18 protein-coding genes and 1 pseudogene are annotated in these 17,537 nt (G+C 63.0%); 17 read left to right on the top strand and 2 right to left on the bottom strand.

What is annotated here, in order from left to right:
* Window positions 1–521: 521 nt before the first annotated feature.
* The 17 genes and pseudogenes from NKH49_RS33025 to NKH49_RS32940 all read left to right on the top strand — a co-directional run bounded on the left by NKH49_RS33025 (window position 522) and on the right by NKH49_RS32940 (window position 16,318).
* The gene (locus NKH49_RS33025) at window positions 522–1,208 is read left to right on the top strand and encodes a HyaD/HybD family hydrogenase maturation endopeptidase (RefSeq protein ID WP_352572506.1); all 687 of its coding nucleotides are present in this window, start codon (window positions 522–524) and stop codon (window positions 1,206–1,208) included.
* Window positions 1,208–1,540, top strand: coding sequence for a HypC/HybG/HupF family hydrogenase formation chaperone (locus NKH49_RS33020; protein ID WP_023679110.1), 333 nt, complete (start codon window positions 1,208–1,210; stop codon window positions 1,538–1,540). Before NKH49_RS33025 ends, NKH49_RS33020 begins: the two co-directional genes overlap by 1 nt.
* Window positions 1,541–1,544: 4 nt before the next feature.
* On the top strand, window positions 1,545–1,988 hold the full coding sequence (locus tag NKH49_RS33015) for a thioredoxin domain-containing protein (RefSeq protein WP_023679109.1): 444 nt from the start codon (window positions 1,545–1,547) through the stop codon (window positions 1,986–1,988).
* Between the two features lie 25 nt (window positions 1,989–2,013).
* Window positions 2,014–2,859: a hydrogenase expression/formation protein gene (locus NKH49_RS33010; protein ID WP_023679108.1), complete on the top strand. Its 846-nt coding sequence runs from the start codon at window positions 2,014–2,016 to the stop codon at window positions 2,857–2,859.
* Window positions 2,856–3,077: a rubredoxin gene (locus tag NKH49_RS33005; protein WP_023679107.1), complete on the top strand. Its 222-nt coding sequence runs from the start codon at window positions 2,856–2,858 to the stop codon at window positions 3,075–3,077. The genes NKH49_RS33010 and NKH49_RS33005 overlap by 4 nt, the downstream gene beginning before the upstream one ends.
* A gap of 1 nt (window position 3,078) precedes the next feature.
* Window positions 3,079–3,657 carry a [NiFe]-hydrogenase assembly chaperone HybE gene (hybE, locus tag NKH49_RS33000; RefSeq protein ID WP_023679106.1) on the top strand — a complete coding sequence of 193 codons (579 nt, stop codon included), beginning with the start codon at window positions 3,079–3,081 and terminating at the stop codon, window positions 3,655–3,657.
* Window positions 3,654–4,787 (top strand): hypothetical protein, encoded by a 1,134-nt coding sequence (locus tag NKH49_RS32995; RefSeq protein ID WP_023679105.1) that lies wholly within the window; start codon window positions 3,654–3,656, stop codon window positions 4,785–4,787. The genes hybE and NKH49_RS32995 overlap by 4 nt, the downstream gene beginning before the upstream one ends.
* A complete protein-coding gene (hypA, locus tag NKH49_RS32990; protein WP_023679104.1) occupies window positions 4,787–5,128 on the top strand; it encodes a hydrogenase maturation nickel metallochaperone HypA in 342 nt (113 codons plus the stop codon). Before NKH49_RS32995 ends, hypA begins: the two co-directional genes overlap by 1 nt.
* Window positions 5,128–6,006 carry a hydrogenase nickel incorporation protein HypB gene (gene hypB / locus NKH49_RS32985; protein ID WP_023679103.1) on the top strand — a complete coding sequence of 293 codons (879 nt, stop codon included), beginning with the start codon at window positions 5,128–5,130 and terminating at the stop codon, window positions 6,004–6,006. The genes hypA and hypB overlap by 1 nt, the downstream gene beginning before the upstream one ends.
* Window positions 6,006–6,251 (top strand): HypC/HybG/HupF family hydrogenase formation chaperone, encoded by a 246-nt coding sequence (locus tag NKH49_RS32980; protein ID WP_023679102.1) that lies wholly within the window; start codon window positions 6,006–6,008, stop codon window positions 6,249–6,251. The genes hypB and NKH49_RS32980 overlap by 1 nt, the downstream gene beginning before the upstream one ends.
* Window positions 6,248–7,393, top strand: a complete 1,146-nt coding sequence (gene hypD, locus NKH49_RS32975) for a hydrogenase formation protein HypD (RefSeq protein ID WP_352929759.1) — start codon at window positions 6,248–6,250, stop codon at window positions 7,391–7,393. The genes NKH49_RS32980 and hypD overlap by 4 nt, the downstream gene beginning before the upstream one ends.
* Window positions 7,393–8,442: a hydrogenase expression/formation protein HypE gene (gene hypE / locus NKH49_RS32970; protein ID WP_023679100.1), complete on the top strand. Its 1,050-nt coding sequence runs from the start codon at window positions 7,393–7,395 to the stop codon at window positions 8,440–8,442. The genes hypD and hypE overlap by 1 nt, the downstream gene beginning before the upstream one ends.
* 2 nt (window positions 8,443–8,444) lie before the next feature.
* Window positions 8,445–10,208 (top strand): enoyl-CoA hydratase-related protein, encoded by a 1,764-nt coding sequence (locus NKH49_RS32965; protein ID WP_352642970.1) that lies wholly within the window; start codon window positions 8,445–8,447, stop codon window positions 10,206–10,208.
* Complete coding sequence (locus NKH49_RS35040; protein ID WP_023679098.1) at window positions 10,205–10,783, top strand: response regulator; 579 nt, start codon at window positions 10,205–10,207, stop codon at window positions 10,781–10,783. Before NKH49_RS32965 ends, NKH49_RS35040 begins: the two co-directional genes overlap by 4 nt.
* Complete coding sequence (gene hypF, locus NKH49_RS32950; protein ID WP_352611125.1) at window positions 10,783–13,119, top strand: carbamoyltransferase HypF; 2,337 nt, start codon at window positions 10,783–10,785, stop codon at window positions 13,117–13,119. The genes NKH49_RS35040 and hypF overlap by 1 nt, the downstream gene beginning before the upstream one ends.
* A gap of 268 nt (window positions 13,120–13,387) precedes the next feature.
* Window positions 13,388–15,069 (top strand): annotated as a pseudogene (locus NKH49_RS32945) (ISL3 family transposase).
* A 283-nt stretch (window positions 15,070–15,352) separates the two neighbouring features.
* On the top strand, window positions 15,353–16,318 hold the full coding sequence (locus NKH49_RS32940; protein ID WP_198023618.1) for a glycosyltransferase family 10 domain-containing protein: 966 nt from the start codon (window positions 15,353–15,355) through the stop codon (window positions 16,316–16,318).
* Window positions 16,319–16,455: 137 nt separating this feature from the next.
* Here the strand turns inward: NKH49_RS32940 and NKH49_RS32935 are convergent, their stop codons facing one another.
* Together NKH49_RS32935 and NKH49_RS32930 are read right to left on the bottom strand one after the other, a co-directional pair.
* The gene (locus NKH49_RS32935) at window positions 16,456–16,809 is read right to left on the bottom strand and encodes a hypothetical protein (protein ID WP_023679095.1); all 354 of its coding nucleotides are present in this window, start codon (window positions 16,807–16,809) and stop codon (window positions 16,456–16,458) included.
* 198 nt (window positions 16,810–17,007) lie between these two features.
* Window positions 17,008–17,373 carry an ATP-binding protein gene (locus NKH49_RS32930; protein WP_352579643.1) on the bottom strand — a complete coding sequence of 122 codons (366 nt, stop codon included), beginning with the start codon at window positions 17,371–17,373 and terminating at the stop codon, window positions 17,008–17,010.
* Window positions 17,374–17,537: the final 164 nt, after the last annotated feature.

The following is a 17,537-nucleotide window of genomic DNA, read 5'->3' as shown; positions in this document are numbered from 1 at the left end:
ATATTTCCTATCAGCTTTTTTTTGGGCGCGGGGGCGGCCCCCGCGCCCCCCCCCGGCCCGCCTTTTAACCCCCCCAAGACCTTGCCCAACCCCCCCCCCCCGGGGGGGGTTGGCCCCCCCCCGGCTCTTTTCTTCAAGACGGGTTGCTTTCAAGTCGATCCACACTTCGTCTCGGCTTGCCTCGACACCTCTCCTCCGTTCGACGGGGAGAGGAAGTGCCAACCGCAACGCCCGGCGCCCTTCCTCTATCCCTTTCAGGGCAAAGGTGCGGAGCGAGGCGGAGTGGGGAGGGCGAGTGAACGCAAACTTTCCATCGGCCTGGAATTCGGTTCTCAGTCCGGCCGTTGCCGTATCCGTCAATGGAAGGATACTTTCCGTTTGTGCGGTAAAATCGTCATCGCGCTTTCCATACGCGTCGTTCGCTATCCAGAGATCAACCTATTTCGCAACCATTTGCCGGCCCCCGGCCAATTGGCCCGCCTCTTGCTGCTGGAAGAAAAAGGTCGAAAGGAGGCTTCCCAATGAACGACGCGCCACGGGTGCTCGTGCTCGGCATCGGAAATCTGCTATGGGCCGACGAGGGCTTCGGCATCCGCGTGGTGGAGGAGTTCCACCGGCTCTGCGAAACGGCGGACAACGTCCGGGCCATGGATGGCGGCACGCAGGGCATCTACCTCCTCCAACATATCCGCGAGGCCGACATCCTCGTGGTGTTCGACGCGGTCGACTACGGCTTGGCGCCCGGCACGCTGAAGCTCGTCGAAGGCAGCGAGGTGCCGGCCTTCCTCGGTGTGAAGAAGATTTCGCTCCACCAGACTGGCTTTCAGGAAGTTCTCGCCATGGCCGAGATGATGGGTGACTATCCCGCCCATCTCCTTCTCGTCGGCGTGCAACCGGTCGAGCTGGACGACTACGGCGGCAGTCTCCGGCCCGCGGTGAAGGCTCAGATCGAGCCTGCAATCGAGATCGCCATCGAGTGGCTCGCCTGGCTCGGCGCGACGATCGCCAAGCGCACCGAACCGCTGGCCGAAGAAGAGACGCTCGCCTCGCGCGAAATGCGCATCGGCATCTACGAGAGCGGTCGACCCCGACCGGAAGAGGCCTGTCGTCACGGCGCGCGGCTTCTCGAGAATGGTGCCTTCGCTGGTCCGGCGAATTTCGAGTGCGAGGTCGACGCGCTTTTGCAATCGTCTGGAAGGCAGGGCTGATGTGTGTCGGCGTTCCCTTCCAGGTGGTTGAATGCAGCGGCGGCATTGCCCTGTGCACCGGTCGCAGCGGCACGCGGCGCCTCGATATGACCCTGGTGGGCGACCAGCCAGCGGGTACGTGGATACTCGCCTTCCTCGACACCGCGCGCGAGACTGTCACTGCCGAGACGGCGCGCCTGATCGCCGACGCGATCGAAGCGACGGAGCGTGCGCTCGCCGGCGACACCGACCTCGACCACCTCTTCGCCGACCTGGTCGGCCGCGAGCCGCAACTGCCGGAGCATTTGCGGCCGGGGCAAGCCCTTTCACCGCAAGGCACGGAGGACGCCTGAGTCCATGTTTTCACCCGTTCTCACCATGATGATGGAGCGCCACCGCATCCCGGTGGTTGACGAGGCGAACATCGACGCATTCGCCGAGGCCCACGACCTCACCGCGCTGTTTTTTCCCGGTGACTGGTTGCGGCTGGCCGAGAGCAACGATGTGGCGGTGATCCTCCCGGAGCTGGTGCAGGCCTTCCAGGGCGTGTTCAAGCCCGCCGTGGTATCGCGCGAGAGCGAACGCGAGCTGCAAAGCCGCTATCGCTTCGACGCCTTCCCGGCGCTTGTCTTCCTGAGGAACGGCGAATATCTCGGCGCCATAAAGCGCGTGCTCGACTGGGAAGACTACCTCACTGAGATCGACGGCAAACTGAGGCGCGGGCCGAGCGCGCCGCCGCGTTTCGAGCTTCCCGAAGCCTGCGCGACCCACGACCGTCACGACCACGATCATTTCCAGTGAGCGAAAGCGGCCGGGAGGGCGCATCATGGCAGCATCGCTATTCGGCGGCATCGGGCCGGGTTCACAGCCGAGCGAAGGGGACGGCAGCGACTTGCAGTATATGGAAATGCCGAAGGGCATGGCGACCTCTGCGTCACCCATGTTGCCGGAGAAGGAAAATGTCGCCGGGCTCGAAGCTGCTTTGGCGGTGCTCTCCGCGCTGGCTGAAAGCCTCGGCCGGTCCTCGCCGGATTGCGAAAACGCGGTGCATGATCTTTCCGGCCTCGACGACGCCAATCTTGCGCTGATCGACCAGGCGCTGGGCGAGGGCGAGGTCTTGATCATCTGCGGCGACGACCTGAAGGCTCAGGAGTCGGTGCTCGCCGGTATCTGGCGCGTGCGCCAGACCGGAACGGATGGCAGGCTCGTGCGCGATTTCGTCGAGGTCGGCGCCTTTCCCTCGGCCGTGCTGGAGAGGGCCTTCGCCGGCTGCCGCAATACGCTCGCTGCGCCGGCGACCTATCCGACGGGCGTCTTCAACGCGCCGCCGCTGATTTCGGAGCTCAATGGCCGCATCCCGCTCGTCGGGCCCGACGTCGGGCCGCACGCCATAAACCTGTCGCTGCTGCCGCACACTGAAGAGGACTTGACCTTCCTCGACGGCCTGCTTGGCCACGGGCCGGTGGTCGTGCTGTCGCGTGGCTACGGCAATTGCCGCGTGACCACGACGGGGACGCGCGGCGTCTGGTGGGTGCGCTTCTTCAATTCGACCGACGATCTCATCCTCAACACGATCGAGGTCACGGCCTTGCCGGGGGTGGTCCGCGCTGCGCCCGAGGATATTGCGGACAGCCGCCAGCGGCTCCTCGAAATCCTGGAGGTCTACCGGTGAACGACTCCTTCTTTGCCGGTTCATATGGCGGCGACAATGCCAAGATCGGCCCGATGTCGCGGCTCGAATGCAGGATTTGCTGGCATGTCTACGACCCGGCTGAGGGCGACGACTACTGGCAGATCCCGCCCGGCACGCCCTTCGCCGAACTGCCGGCCAACTGGAGCTGCCCCACCTGTGACGGCTCCAAGCAGGGCTTCATGGTCGTGAGCGATTGACATGGATCATTCGCAAGCCGTCGCTGCCCATCTAGAGTTCGTGTTTCAGCGGATCGAACGGACGGCCATGGCAGGAATTCCGATCCTCAATCCGGCGCTTTGCGTCAGCGCGGTGGGCGTGCGGCAGTGGCAGGGCAAATGGCTCGCGGTTCTTGTCACGCCCTGGTTCATGAACCTCGTGCTTCTACCATTTGGCGACGGGCAAGCGCGCCCGCGTGTGCCTACGGGCACGAAGGAGCATGCATCATTCCCGGCGGGCCGGTTCGAGTTCTTCCGGGCCTATGAAGAGGAGCTCGGCTGCTACCGCATGTGCTCGCTGTTCTCGCCGATGTTCGAATTCGCCGACCAGGAGAGTGCGCAAGAGGCCGCGCGGCAGGTGCTTGCGGAACTGTTCAACCGTGAGGCGGAAGAAGACGAAGACGGCGAGATGATCCGTGTCTGGGAAGGCCGGCTACCTGAGGAAGAGGCAAGCGCGTTGGACGAGGTTGAGACAGCCGGAACACCCGCGAGCTCCCAGCCGGCGAAATTGACCCGCCGCTGGCTGTTCGGTTTGGGCGACAAGGAGGAGACCGCTGCATGAGCGTTGATGGCCGCGTCTCCATCGATCTCGTCTGCGATGGCGGTCGCGTTATGGAAGCCATCGTCACGCCGCCGCGCCCGGTTGCGCTTGGCCCGATCGTGCGAGCCCGGCCGGTGACGGAGGTCATCTCGGCGATCGGTTCGCTGTTCAGTGTCTGTAGTATTGCGCAGTCGGCGGCGAGCGTTGAGGCAGCCGAGGCGGCCCTGGAGATCGGGACGGACCGGCGCACGAAGCAAGCGCGGCGGCTTCTTGTGCTTACCGAAACGCTGCGCGAGCACCTGCTGCGCATTGGCTTGGATACTGCCAGTCTCGCGGGCGAGCCTGCCGACGGTAAAACCCTGCGCCGGTCTATGCGCCTGCCGCAGCGCCTCAAGCAGGCACTTTTTCCAGGCGGGAATGCGTTCGTTCCCGGCGTGTGCGTGGGGATTCCGGGCGCGGACGCTGCCGAAACGGCCGCCGAAGCGAGCCATCTAACGCAGTCCGTGGTCTACGAAGGCGAAAAGCCGCTTGGCGAGATGGATCGCGATGCCTTCGCGCAGTGGGCTATGGAGCGCGGCACGATTGCGGCCCGTCTCATCGCCCCGGTCTTGGCAAGGGGCTGGGCCATGATAGGCCACCCCGAAACGACAAACGGGGGAAACGAACATTTGCCGAAGGAAACGTCGGCCGACACGAGCTGCCTCGCCAGGCAGGCTGGTGCGCCGCTCGTTCGCGCTTTCCTTTCCGAAAACGGTGGAGCCGGCCTGGCCGCGCGGCTGGCTGCCCGCGTGGTCGAGGCATCGACGCTGCCGGCGCAGATCGCCGGAGGGCTCGCGGCCCTGCGGGATGTCGCGGAGGGGTCCGAAGTGCCTACGCGCGAAGTCTTTCGCGACGAGAACGGGGGCCGCTCTGCTACTGCCTTCGCCGAGGCAGCACGCGGCCGGCTGGAACATCGGATTGTTTTGAACGACGACCGAATCGCCGACTACGCCATCACGGCTCCGACCAGCATTCATTTCGCCGAGAGCGGCATTGCCGCGAGCTCGCTTTCGGCGCTCGCTGCATCCAGACGTGAAGATCTGGCGGTCCAGGCCGATCTCCTGGTCCGGGCCATCGACCCCTGCGTCGGCTACGATATCAGGCTCCGCTGATGCACGAGATGGCGATATGCGAGAGCGTCCGTGGCATCATCGAGGAAGAGGCCGCGAGACAGGATTTTCGGAAGGTGGGCCGCGTCTGCATGGAAATCGGGCGGCTATCCGCTGTCGAGGTCGAGGCGCTGAAGTTCGGCTTCGATGTCGTCATGCGTGGCTCTCTGGCGCAAGACGCAAGGCTGGAAATCGTCGAGACGGAAGGCAGGGCCTGGTGCATGCCTTGCGGCCAGAGCGTGCCGATCGCGGCACGCTTTGATCCATGCCCGGACTGCGGAAGCCATCAGCTGCAGGTGACCGGCGGCCAAGAAATGAAGATCAGGGAATTGGAGGTGAGCTGATGTGCACTATTTGCGGATGCGGCGAGGGCGCCGTCCGGATCGAGGGCAAGGCGCATGGCCATCACCATCATCACGGCCACGATCATGATCACCACCACGATCATGATCACGGCCCCCATCATGACGATCATGTGCACGATTGTGGCTCGGGCCCCGGTGGCACCCGTGCGCCGGGCATGAGCCAGGCGCGGATGGTCAAGCTGGAAAAGGATATCCATTCCAAGAACAACGAGTATGCCGATGCGAACAGGAAAATGTTCGCCGAGCGCGGCGTGCTTGCGCTCAACCTCGTCTCCAGCCCCGGCTCTGGCAAAACGACGCTGCTTTGCCGCACGATCGAGGCACTGAAGGGCAAGTTGCCGATCGCCGTGATCGAGGGCGACCAGCAGACTTCCAATGATGCCGACCGCATCCGCGCCACCGGCGCGCCCGCGATCCAGGTCAACACCGGCAAGGGCTGCCACCTCGACGCGCATATGGTCGGCCATGCCGCAGATCACCTCGACCTTGCCGAAGGAGGCCTGCTCCTCGTCGAAAACGTGGGAAACCTCGTCTGTCCGGCGGGCTTCGACCTAGGCGAGGCACACAAGGTGGTGGTGCTCTCAGTCACCGAGGGAGAGGACAAGCCATTGAAATATCACGACATGTTCGCCGCCGCCGATCTCATGATCCTCAACAAGACTGACCTGTTGCCGCATCTCGACTTCGACGTGGAGGCCTGCATCGCCAACGCCCGAAAGGTGAACCCGCGGATCAAGGTGCTGAGGGTTTCCGCGCGCACGGGCGAGGGGATGTCGGACTGGACGGCCTGGATCGGCGCGGTCCGCGCCATGGCGCTAGTCGGCCATCGGCGGGCGGCCGAGCTCGGAGCAGCCTGATGTGCCTGGCCATTCCCGCCCGCGTCGTTGAACTGCTCGATGACGACATGGCCGTGGTCGCGTTCGACAGGGTCACGAAGCGCATCTCATTGGCTTTGGTGGCAGACGTTTCGCTTGGCGATTTCGTGCTCGTCCATGTCGGTTATGCGCTCCACAAGGTGAGCCCCGAGGAGGCCGAGCGCACGCTGCAGCTGATGGCCGAAGCGGGCGTGCTGGAGGAGGGGCTGGAGGAGATTTCGGCGTGAAATATGTCGACGAATATCGCGACCAGGAGCTTGCGAAGACCATCGCCGGCGCCATCGCGATCGAGGCTGATCCGGAAAAGAGCTACCATTTCATGGAGTTCTGCGGTGGGCACACGCATGCGATTTTTCGCCACGGCGTGCAGGACCTGATGCCGCAGAACGTGCATTTCGTGCACGGACCCGGATGCCCCGTTTGCGTGCTTCCCATCTCTCGCCTCGACGATGCGGTGGAGCTCGCCGAGCGGCACGGGGTCATCCTTTGCACCTACGGCGACATGATGCGCGTGCCGGGCACCAAGCAACGCAGCCTGATCCGCGCCAAGGCGGACGGAGCGGATGTCCGCATGGTCTATTCAACGCTCGATGCCCTAAAGATCGCGCGTGAAAACCCCGAGCGGCAAGTCGTCTTCTTCGCCATCGGTTTCGAAACCACGACGCCGCCGACGGCCGTCGCGATCAAGACGGCGCAAGCCGAGGGGTTCAAGAATTTCAGCGTGTTCTGCAACCATGTGCTCACGCCGGCCGCGATCTCTCACATTCTTGAATCGCCGGAAGTGCGGGAACTGGGCATCGTCAAGATTGACGGGTTTCTGGGACCTTCGCACGTCTCCTCCGTGATCGGCTCGCAGCCATATGAATTCTTTGCCGAGGAATTCCAGAAGTCGGTTGTCATCGCCGGCTTCGAACCGCTGGACGTCATGCAGTCCATCCTGATGCTGATCCGGCAGGTCAATGAAGACCGGCACGAGGTCGAGAACGAATATACCCGCGTCGTGACCGAGGAGGGCAACCTCAAGGCGCAGGCACTGGTGAGCGAGGTCTTCGAGCTGCGCAAGACCTTTGACTGGCGCGGCCTCGGCACCGTGCCCTACAGCGCCCTGCGCATCCGCGACGCTTATGCCGATTTCGACGCCGAGAAGCGTTTCGAGCTGTCGGTCAAGGCTTCGCGCCAGGTGAAGTCCTGCGAATGCCCTTCGATCCTGCGCGGGGTGAAGAAGCCGACCGACTGCAAGCTGTTCGGCACCGTGTGCACGCCGCAGAACCCGATTGGCTCATGCATGGTCTCCTCCGAAGGCGCCTGCGCGGCCTACTGGACCTATGGCCGGTTCCGCGAGCCGAAGCTGTTGGAGGCGGCGGAATAATGAGCGCGAACGATCCCAGCCTAGCCGTCACCACCTCGTCGGTCCGCGGCGCGGTGGACATGACGCATGGCGCGGGCGGCCGCGCGATGGCCGAGCTGATTCGGGATATTTTTCAAAGACATCTGGCCAACGAGTTCCTGGCCCAGGCTAACGACGCGGCCCTGCTCGGCACCGTCTGCGGACGCCTGGTGATGGCAACGGACGCGCATGTCATCTCGCCTCTGTTCTTTCCGGGCGGGGATATCGGAGCACTGGCGGTCCACGGCACGATTAACGACGTCGCCATGATGGGCGCGCGGCCGCTCTGGTTGTCCGCGTCCTTCATCCTGGAGGAAGGTTTTCCGTTGGCCGAACTGGAAAGAATAGTTGTTTCAATGGCTTTTGCCGCCCGGGAAGCAGGCGTACCCGTGGTTACGGGCGACACCAAGGTGGTGGAGAAGGGCAAAGGCGACGGCGTTTTCATCTCCGCGACCGCTGTTGGCGTGCTGGCGGACGGCACAGACATCTCCGGAAGCAATGCCCGGCCGGGCGATGCAATCCTTGTCTCCGGCACCATGGGCGACCACGGAGTCGCAATCCTGTCGAAGCGCGAACACCTTGATTTTGAAACGGAAATTATCTCCGACAGCCAAGCTCTGCACGATCTGGTGGCGGCGATGCTTGGCTCCGTTCCTGGTATCCGGGTGTTGCGTGACCCCACGCGCGGCGGACTGTCGGCGACGCTGAACGAAATCGCGCAGCAGTCCAAGGTCGGAATGGTAATCCGGGAAGCGGCGGTTCCGGTGAAGCCGGAGGTCGCGGCGGCGTGCGAACTGCTCGGCCTCGACCCGCTGAATGTTGCCAACGAAGGCAAGCTGATCGCCATCTGCGTGGCGCAAGACGCGAAGACTTTGCTCGCCGAGATACGCGCTCATCCCATGGGCCGGGATGCCGCAATCATTGGCGAAGTCGTCACAGACCAGCATGCGCTGGTGCGGATGAAAACGAGACTTGGCGGTATGCGCGTGGTCGACTGGATCGCCGGGGAACAGCTCCCGAGGATCTGCTGAAGATGCGCATTCTGCTTCTCGTCACCGCCTTCAACGCCTTGAGTCAGAGGATTTTCGTGGCGCTTGGCGAGCACGCACACGAGGTCTCGGTCGAGATGGACGTCAACGACGAGCGGACCATGGAGGCGGTAGATTTGTTTCGGCCGGACCTCGTTATTGCCCCGTTTCTGAAGCGGGCAATCCCGAAAGAAGTCTATGAAAATCGATGCTGTATGATCGTTCACCCAGGCATCGTCGGCGACCGCGGCCCCTCCGCGCTGGACTGGGCGATGGTGGACGGGGCGACGCAGTGGGGTGTCACGGTGCTGGAAGCGGCGGCCCAAATGGATGCGGGGCCGGTCTGGGCGAGCGCCACCTTCGCGATGCGAAAGGCGACGAAATCGAGCCTCTACAGCAACGAGGTGACCGACGCGGCGGTGACGGCGGTGCTCGAAGCGATCGCGCGGTTCGAGCAGGGCGAAAAGCCGATTGCCCTGGAAGAACAATCTGTAGCGCCGCTGGGCCGGTGGCGGGACGCGATCAAACAGGCGGACCGGCGGATCGATTGGGCTGCCGACACGACCGAAACGGTGCTGAAGAATATCGCAGCAGCCGACGGCGCGCCCGGCGTGCGGGACGAACTTTTCGGCGAAACGGTCTTCCTTTTCGACGCGCGAGACGCACGTGAACCAGGGGGTGACTTGCCTCTCGCGCGGGGTGAACGGGGCAAGATATCGCTCCCCGAGCCGGGAGTGGTCGCCGCCAGAAGCGGGCCGGCGATCGCCATCGTCACCGTCGACGGCGCGTTGTGGATCGGCCATGTCCGGCATCCCAATTCGCCACACCCGTTCAAGCTGCCGGCGACCATGGTCTTCGCGAAGGAAGTTGCAGACCTGCCGGAGATCCCGCTCAATTCACCGGGCGGTTATCAGGACATCATCTACGAAGAAGAAGCTGCGGTCGGCTATCTGCACTTCCCCTTCTATAACGGTGCAATGGGAAAGGACGCCTGTCGAAGACTTTTGGACGCTTATACAAAAGCGACGGAGCGTCCGACCAGGGCGATCGTGCTGTGCGGAGGGCCGCAGTTCTGGTCCAACGGGCTCGACCTCAACCGGATCGAGGCGGCCGACAGCGCGGCCGACGATTCCTGGGTCAACATCAATGCCATCGACGACCTCGCCGATGCGATCATCCGCACGACAAGCCACATCACCGTAGCAGCGCTTGCCGGAAATGCGGCAGCGGGCGGCGTGTTTCTCGCCCGCAGCACCGACCAGCTCTGGATGCGCTCGAGCGTCATCCTCAACCCGCATTACAAGGACATGGGCAATCTCTACGGCTCGGAGTTCTGGACCTATCTCCTGCCGAGCTGCTGCGGGACTGAGAATGCCCGCCGGATCGCGGCAGCGCGCCTGCCGATGGGCGCGAAGGAGGCGCTGAATCTGAATCTGGCCAACCGGGTGTTCGCGGGGGCAAGCGAGCTGTTCACGGCGCAAGTGAGGGCGTCGGCTGCCGCGCTGGCCGGGAGCGAAGAGTTTCCGGGGTTGCTCGCCGAAAAACAAGCCCGGCGCGCAGCCGACGAGGCGGCCAAGCCGCTTTGCGCCTATCGCGAGGAGGAGCTTTCGCGGATGCGCCGCAATTTCTATGGCTTCGACCCAAGCTACCACGTCGCGCGGCATAATTTCGTGCACAAGGTGCCGAAGTCGCGCACCCCAGTGACGATCGCCCGCCACCGCGACGTCGCCTGGCAGGCCGGCCGGGAGGGAAGGAAAAAGGCATCGTGAGCGACCTGCCGGGCATATTGATCGTCGACGACGAAATCCGCTCGCTGGAGGCGCAACGGCGCGTCCTGAGCGAGGATTTCGATGTCCACGTAGCCAGCGACACCAAGGCCGCCAGCTCGATCCTGGAGATGGAATGGATCCAGATCATCCTGTGTGACCAGCGCATAGCCGGCACCTGCCGCACCGAGTTCCTGAAGCAGGCGCGCACCCGCTGGCCGGACATCGTGCGCATGATCATCTCGGGCTACACCGACGCGCATGACACCATCGACGGCATCAACGAGGCCGGCATCTACCAGTACATCACCAAGCTCTGTCATCCGGAAAACCTCACGCTCACGCTGAAGAACGGGGTGCAGCTCTTTCTCCAGATCGCGGTTCGTCGCCGCCACCACGCGCAGATCGACCTGCTCTACGCATTGCAGAACTTTTCGCCACGCGACTGGGCCGGCAATCGTGGCCCGCTGGAGCTGGCGCTCGAAGGTGCGCCGGTGCGGCTCGGCGAGACCGAGCCGGTTGCAGTCCAGCACATCGTGCGGTCGTTGGACCCGTGCATAGTGTGCACGGTGCGCTGATGGGCCCGCCGCTCGCCGAGCCCGCAGTGGAGGGACGCCTGGTCCGGGTGACGGGGCTGGTGCAAGGCGTCGGCTTCCGGCCGACAGTGTGGCGCATCGCGACCGCTATGGGGCTATCGGGTCACGTCCGCAACGATGCTGCAGGCGTGGAGATCGCGCTGTGGTGCAGCGATGCCGAGTTCGAGACCTTCGCGGACAGGCTAAAGGCGCAATGCCCGCCGTTGGCGCGGATCGACGGGATCGAGACGGCGACGCTTGAGGGGCCGCGGCCGGCGGGCGGCTTCGCCATAGCGGCGAGCGCGGGCGGGCGGGTGAAGACCGGCATCGTGCCCGATGCCGCCTGCTGCCTGGAATGTCTTGCGGAAGTGCTCGACCCCAAGGACCGGCGCTATTTCTACCCGTTCGCCAATTGCACGCATTGCGGGCCGCGTCTGTCAATCGTCAAGGCTATCCCCTATGACCGCCGCTCGACCGCTATGGCACGATTTTCGACCTGCGAGGAATGCCGGGCCGAGTATGAAAATCCGGCCGACCGCCGCTATCACGCCCAGCCGATCGCCTGCCCGGCCTGCGGCCCGCGCGTCTGGTTGGAAGGTCCAGACCACGTCGTGGTCGGCGGCGGCCCGCAGGCGGTGATCCGCGAGGCGGCGGCGCTGATCGGGGAAGGGCGGATCGTCGCGATCAAGGGCATCGGCGGGTTCCACCTCGCCTGCGACGCGACGGACGAAGCGGCGGTGGCGCAGCTGCGCGCCCGCAAGAAGCGCGACGGTAAGCCGTTCGCGCTGATGGCGCGCGACTTGGAGCAGCTTGCCGAATTCGCGGAGCTGTCGGGCGAGGAGCGCGTGGCGCTTGCCGCCCGAGCGGCGCCGATCGTGCTGGTGAAGCGCCGTGACAGCTGCGGCGTTGCGGCGGGCGTGGCGCCGCAGCACGAGCGGCTCGGTTTCATGCTGCCCTACACGCCGTTGCATCATCTCTTGCTGCGGGCGCTGGACGGTCCGGTGGTGATGACCTCCGGCAATCGTTCGGGCGAGCCGCAATGCACGGACAATGACGAGGCGCGGCAGGAGCTTGCCGGGATCGCCGACTTCTGGCTGATGCACGACCGCGAGATTGTCAACCGGCTCGACGACAGCGTGGTGCGATTCGACGGGCACGGCATTTCGGTGTTGCGGCGCGCGCGCGGCTTCGCGCCGGAGCCGCTGGCGCTGCCGGCGGGCTTCGATGGCCCGGTCAGGGCGCTGGCTGCGGGCGGCGACCTAAAGGCCGCGTTCTGCCTGGCGGGCGACGGCAACGCGCTGCTGTCGCAGCATCTCGGCGACCTCGACGAGCTGAAGAACCAGAACGCGTGGAGGCAGGCGTTGGGGCTGTATCGAAGCCTGTTCGACACGAAGCCGGACCTCATTGTGGCCGACCGGAATCCGGGCTACCGTTCGACCCAGCTTGCCATGGAGCTTGCCCGTGAGACCGCGGCGAGGTTTGTGCAGGTCCAGCACCATCACGCGCATCTCGCCTCGTGCCTTGCCCAGCACGGCCGCGCAATCGACGCACCGCCGGTGCTGGGCATTATCCTCGACGGTCTCGGATACGGCGATGACGGCACGATCTGGGGCGGCGAGTTCCTGCTCGGCGGCTATCGAGGGTTCCGGAGGCTGGCATACTTCGAGCCGGTCGCCATGCCCGGCGGCGACAAGGCCAGCCTCGAGCCGTGGCGCAATGCCTATGCGCATCTGCGGGCGGCTTTCGGTCCGGATTTCCTGGCCAAGCTTCCTGCCGATCGGCCCTTCGTCCCCGCCTTGGCCGAAAAGCCGCTTCGGGTGCTGGACCGGATGATCGAGAGGGGCGTCAATGCTCCGCTTGCCTCCTCGGCGGGGCGGCTTTTCGATGCCTGCGCGGCAGTCCTCGGCATCTGTTTGGAGCGCCAGAGCTACGAGGGGCAAGCCGGCATGGAGATGGAGGCGCTCGCCAGCCCGTTCATGGATGCGGCCGAGGCTTGGCCAGCAACCTCGCGGAAGGGACCGGTTATCTCCTGGAAAGGTCTGTGGGAAGCGCTTCTTTGTGATCAGGCTTTGGGCGCCGAAACCGGGCTGATTGCTGCGCGCTTCCACAGGACGCTGATAGAGATCATCTCGCGGAAGGCCATCGGACTCACTAACGAAAACGGCGTCGGCACGGTCGCACTGTCCGGTGGCGCTTTCCAGAATCGGCTGCTGCTCAAAGGCGTACTTGCCGAGCTCACAGTCGCAGGATTGGAGGGGCTGGCGCACGTAAGCATTCCCGCAAACGACGGCGGTCTGGCGCTCGGCCAGGCAACGATCGGCCTAGCCCTTTCGCATTGAGACCAATCGTTGAAGAAAAAATATCAGCATCGTCCAAATAAGGCGCTGCGCATTGTGACGTGCGGCGGCCAGCTTTGCGCATTTCGTCCGGGCCGTGAGTGGCTGATCGCGTATGGCCGGGTAAAAGGACTAGCCAGGAATGATGCTCCGAGGGAATCGTCGAGGACGGGTACGCAGCCAAGGATCGTGTCGCTTGGCAGTTAATGGGGCTCTGCCTCACTTTGTGTGGTTCATTCGCCGTTGGCGAGGGATGCCGCTATGTGCGGGCATGCGAACGAAAACAAAATGGTCCCCCGGCCCAGGGGCTAAAATACGGGGTGTCGCGCTCACTGATGATGACAGTTGGCTTGTTTCCGCTGCCGGACCGGCGTTCGGCATTTTGCCCAGATTGCGGACGACGGACCCGAAGTCGGCATGGCTGGTCCAACCGCAGCCTTCAGAATCTGCCGGTCCAGGGCAAGACCGTGACGGTGAAGCCTCGGTTGAGCCGCTGGCGGTGCGCACATCAGAAATGTGAACGACAAACATTCACCGACCGTCTGCCGACGATTGCTTCCCCTTGGAGGGTCGCGGAGATTGTCGGTCTGCTCGGCCATAGCACCGGCGGCCGTCCCGGCGAGCGCTTGATGCGACGGCTCGGCATGCCGGTCTGCGACGACACTATCCTGTGGCAGCTGAAGCGAGATGCCGCGGTCGCTCACAGCAACTCCACCATTCGGGTCGTTGGCATCGATGACTGGAACTGGCGGCGATCATGGCGCTACGGCACGATGATCGTGGACCTGGAGCGCCATTCGGTTGTCGACATCCTGGATGACAGAAGCGTGGCGAGTGCGTCGCAATGGCTAGAGCGGCACCCTTCCGTCGAGATCGTGAGCCGAGACCGATGCGGGCTCTATGCGCAAGCTGTTCGCGAGGGTGCACCGCAAGCGCGCCAGGTGGCTGATCGGTTCCATCTCATGTAGAATCTGCGGGTCGCAATCGAGGAGCAGATGAGCCTTTCGGGCCGCGCCACGGGGCCTGCATTGCTGCCCGATAAGGGTATCGGGAGCGCGCAAGTCGATCTGATGCAGGATGATCCGCACGTTGACGCAACGCATCGGCGCCGGGTGCGCCACGCTCATCGACAATCGCGGCAGACGGTGTTCGAAATGGTTCACGCCTTGCGCAAGGAAAGGGCTGTCCTGTTCCGAGATCGCCCGTCGTACCGGCTACGGCCGGCGCAGCATCGCCAAATGGCTGAATTTCGACACGCCACCCGACCGACGCAGGGCCGCGTCGAGCCGACGTCACCCTTATATTTCGAGGCGTTTCTTAGCCAGTCCTGGAGAGACGGCAATCGCTGCGGACGACACCTGTTCCACGATATCAAACAGCGCGGCTACACGGGCAGTTTCTCGAATCTGGAGCGGCTTCTCCCAAGCTGGCGCCGCGCCGAGAGGACGGGCGAGGACAGTGCGTCGCCTGCTTCGATCATACGCCATCAACCAGCCCGCGATGCTGTCCCCATCCAGGATCCGGCGACCGGCCATGTGATCTCGCCGGTAGTCGCCGCGGCCCTCTGCATGAAGGCCCGGGGTATGCTGACGATCAACCAGGCGAGAAAGGTCGACGTCCTGAAGCAAGGATCACATGAGTTTGCCACGATGCGCAGGCTTGCCATGCGCTTCCGCGGCATTTTGCGGGGCCTGTGAATTGGACAAGCTCGACACTTGGATCGAGGATGCCGTCAACTCCGGGCTCGTCGCCATCACGCGTTTCGCTCGGGTCCTACGCCGTGACGTTGACGCCGTTCGCAATGCCATTGAATTACGGTGGAGCAACGGCCAGGCGGAAGGGCAGATCAACCGCCTGAAGACGATCAAGCGTGCGATGTACGGCAGAGCGGGCTCCGAACTCCTTAGGGCACGCATGCTGCCACTCAACCGGCCTGATCACCACACAAAGTGAGGAAGAACCTGGTTAAGTGCAAAGCGACAATTGCCTCGACGGCGGGTCCCGGCAGGTTTATGCTGCCCAATGTTACCGCAATCCGGAATGGCGATTGAGTACCTTCACGAGTGAAGGGATTCCCGCGGTCTTAGAGATGAGTTGTCGAATGGCGCGAAGTCGCACAGAATCGTGTGTTTGATATCGATCAGGATCGCGAGCTATTTCAGGCGCAGAGAGGTGTTGCGCCCGATGCACAAGTTGCTCCCGGTCCAACGGAAGTGAATGGGGTGGAACTGCTTTGTTGGCCAAATTGTTGACGGAACGTCCGGCGCCCATTGTTGCTACATGTCTGGATTCTTGGGGCGTTTTGGATGATGCAATCCACCATCTCACTCCAAAGGGCAGTGGAATCTGGAACAATGTCGCTTTTGTACGCACGACATCCTTCGTGCCCGATTGGCATATCGTCTTTAACTCTGCTTCTCTTTTTGGGCTCCCTGTTGATATCGAGGCGAGCCCAAACAGGACAATTTTTGCAATCGGCGAACCGCCGACGAAAGCTCATCGCGCATTTCATGAAGGGCAGGGGAAAAATACTATCGTCCTGACGTCTGACGCAGAGCTGGCTGCTCGGCAGAATGCAGGGCGCCGATTCGTTTTGGCTCCACCTATCACTCGGTCTTGGTCTGTAAACAAGACATATGACCAACTTCTGGTCAGCGAAGTCGTGGACAAGCCGCTTCGGCTCTCATGGATTACCAGTAACATCGCCCTGCTTAAAGGGCATCGATATCGGCTGGCGTTTCTGGAACGGCTGAGAGAGGAGCTCGATTTTGACCTGTTCGGCCGAGGTTTTCGGCTGATTGGAGATAAATGGAACGCACTCGCACCTTACCGTTACAGTATAGCTTTCGAGAATACTCGTGCTGATTACTATTTTACAGAGAAGCTTATGGACTGCTTCGTTGCTGAAACAATGCCGATCTATTACGGCAGCCCGGCAATCACGAGGTTCTTCCCTTCGGACTCAATGGTTCTGATTGACCCAGAGGACAAGAACGTAATCCAAAAAATTCAAGAAATCATCAACTCGGACCTCTGGAAGGAGCGTCGCGGCGCAATACGAGAGGCGAAGCGGTTGGTCCTCGAGAAATACAATACGTTTGCTTATCTCGCGGGCTTCATCGAAAGCGTTCAGGATAAACCCTTACCGCCAGAAATTATACACATCGATTCGCCTGAGGTCGATTTTGGAATAGACGAATGAAGTACTCCAACGCTCGCTTCGCGTGCCCGGCGGTTGGTGGTCTGGCGAGATCGGTACGGAAAGCTCGGCGGAGAATGCCTACTGCGCAGAACGGCCGGTACGGGCGCACGAGGTCATGCGCCCCCGGCTGCCGCTGATTAGACGAACTGGGGAAGGCCAGGAACTGAATTGAGGACCTCGTCCACGAGTTCGTCGCCGACACGTTCCTTGGTGAAGGCGATCGTCTCGTTGGCGAGGCCGGCGATCTTTGCCATGCTGAGACCCTCACTCATCAATTGCTGGCCGAGCCCCATAAGGCCGCCACCCTCTGGGTCGTCGCCATGATACTTCGCTACTAATTCCGAAGCTCCCGGAATGGCCTCGATCATGCGGGCAACGGGACCGTCGGCCGCGTGGCTTTGCAGGAAACCCAGCATTAACCCAACGGCCTTCTCTGCGAGAGCCGGGCCGATGCCGGCACCAGTGGCGATGCGCGGTAAGAATTCTTCCATGCAGGGTCTCTCTCTCTTTACACGGGGCCGGTCCGGCGCCCAGCGCCCTTGGCCGAACCACAATTGAACTCCACAAAAATAGGCCGAGCGGAAGTGCTATTGCGCGTAAAACCGCCTCTGTCAACGCAAGCTGCGTCGGACGTGCGTATTTCGCAAAAACGAGACAGTCGTTCCGCTAAATCGGGGACAGCAGTTTCACTAATTCGCGGACAGCAGGATGGGGTCGGCGCTCGGTTGCCTGGTTGAAGTCATTTGCGATTGATTTCGCCGTTTTCGGCGCCGGTCAAGGGCGGCGGTGTTTTTTGCTTTCTCATGCTCGCCGATCATGGCGTGCCACTGGGCGATCGGCAGTTGGGCGGTGATCAGCGTTGATTTCCGGCGATAGCGTTCCTCGAAGATTTCCAGCAGATCGAGACGCTGCTGGTCGGTCAGGCTGTGGGTGCCCCAGTCGTCAAGGATGAGCAGTTGCACCCGAGCCAGCTTGTCGATGAGACGGGGAAAGCGGCCGTCGCGACGCGCCAGGGCGAGATCTTCGAACAGACGCGGCATGCGCAGGTAGAGCACGGAATGATTCGAGCCGGGCGGCCTGACGTCCGAAGGCGCAGGCCAGCCAAGTCTTTCCGGTGCCGGTCGGACTGGGCTCATAATGCCCGTTATCAGGATGGCGAGGCAAAGAAGATTGTCCGTTACGCCTTTCATCCACGTTCGGGCGGGGAGATTTTCGTCAC

Origin of the sequence: Mesorhizobium sp. M1088 (assembly GCF_040318575.1) — a bacterium.
Classification (GTDB): Bacteria; Pseudomonadota; Alphaproteobacteria; order Rhizobiales; family Rhizobiaceae; genus Mesorhizobium.
Note: the sequence above shows the minus strand (reverse complement) of the source record. Positions and strands in the feature narration are given on the sequence as shown.

Bases quoted from the DNA above. Each gene is read 5' to 3' on its own strand.
- NKH49_RS33015 (WP_023679109.1), top strand. From the start codon at position 1,545: ATGTTTTCACCCGTTCTCACCATGATGATGGAGCGCCACCGCATCCCG.
- hypF (WP_352611125.1), top strand. From the start codon at position 10,783: ATGGGCCCGCCGCTCGCCGAGCCCGCAGTGGAGGGACGCCTGGTCCGG.
- hypB (WP_023679103.1), top strand. From the start codon at position 5,128: ATGTGCACTATTTGCGGATGCGGCGAGGGCGCCGTCCGGATCGAGGGC.
- NKH49_RS32935 (WP_023679095.1), bottom strand. From the start codon at position 16,809: ATGGAAGAATTCTTACCGCGCATCGCCACTGGTGCCGGCATCGGCCCG.
- NKH49_RS33025 (WP_352572506.1), top strand. From the start codon at position 522: ATGAACGACGCGCCACGGGTGCTCGTGCTCGGCATCGGAAATCTGCTA.
- hypE (WP_023679100.1), top strand. From the start codon at position 7,393: ATGAGCGCGAACGATCCCAGCCTAGCCGTCACCACCTCGTCGGTCCGC.
- NKH49_RS32980 (WP_023679102.1), top strand. From the start codon at position 6,006: ATGTGCCTGGCCATTCCCGCCCGCGTCGTTGAACTGCTCGATGACGAC.
- NKH49_RS32995 (WP_023679105.1), top strand. From the start codon at position 3,654: ATGAGCGTTGATGGCCGCGTCTCCATCGATCTCGTCTGCGATGGCGGT.
- hypA (WP_023679104.1), top strand. From the start codon at position 4,787: ATGCACGAGATGGCGATATGCGAGAGCGTCCGTGGCATCATCGAGGAA.
- hybE (WP_023679106.1), top strand. From the start codon at position 3,079: ATGGATCATTCGCAAGCCGTCGCTGCCCATCTAGAGTTCGTGTTTCAG.
- NKH49_RS32965 (WP_352642970.1), top strand. From the start codon at position 8,445: ATGCGCATTCTGCTTCTCGTCACCGCCTTCAACGCCTTGAGTCAGAGG.
- NKH49_RS33020 (WP_023679110.1), top strand. From the start codon at position 1,208: ATGTGTGTCGGCGTTCCCTTCCAGGTGGTTGAATGCAGCGGCGGCATT.
- NKH49_RS33010 (WP_023679108.1), top strand. From the start codon at position 2,014: ATGGCAGCATCGCTATTCGGCGGCATCGGGCCGGGTTCACAGCCGAGC.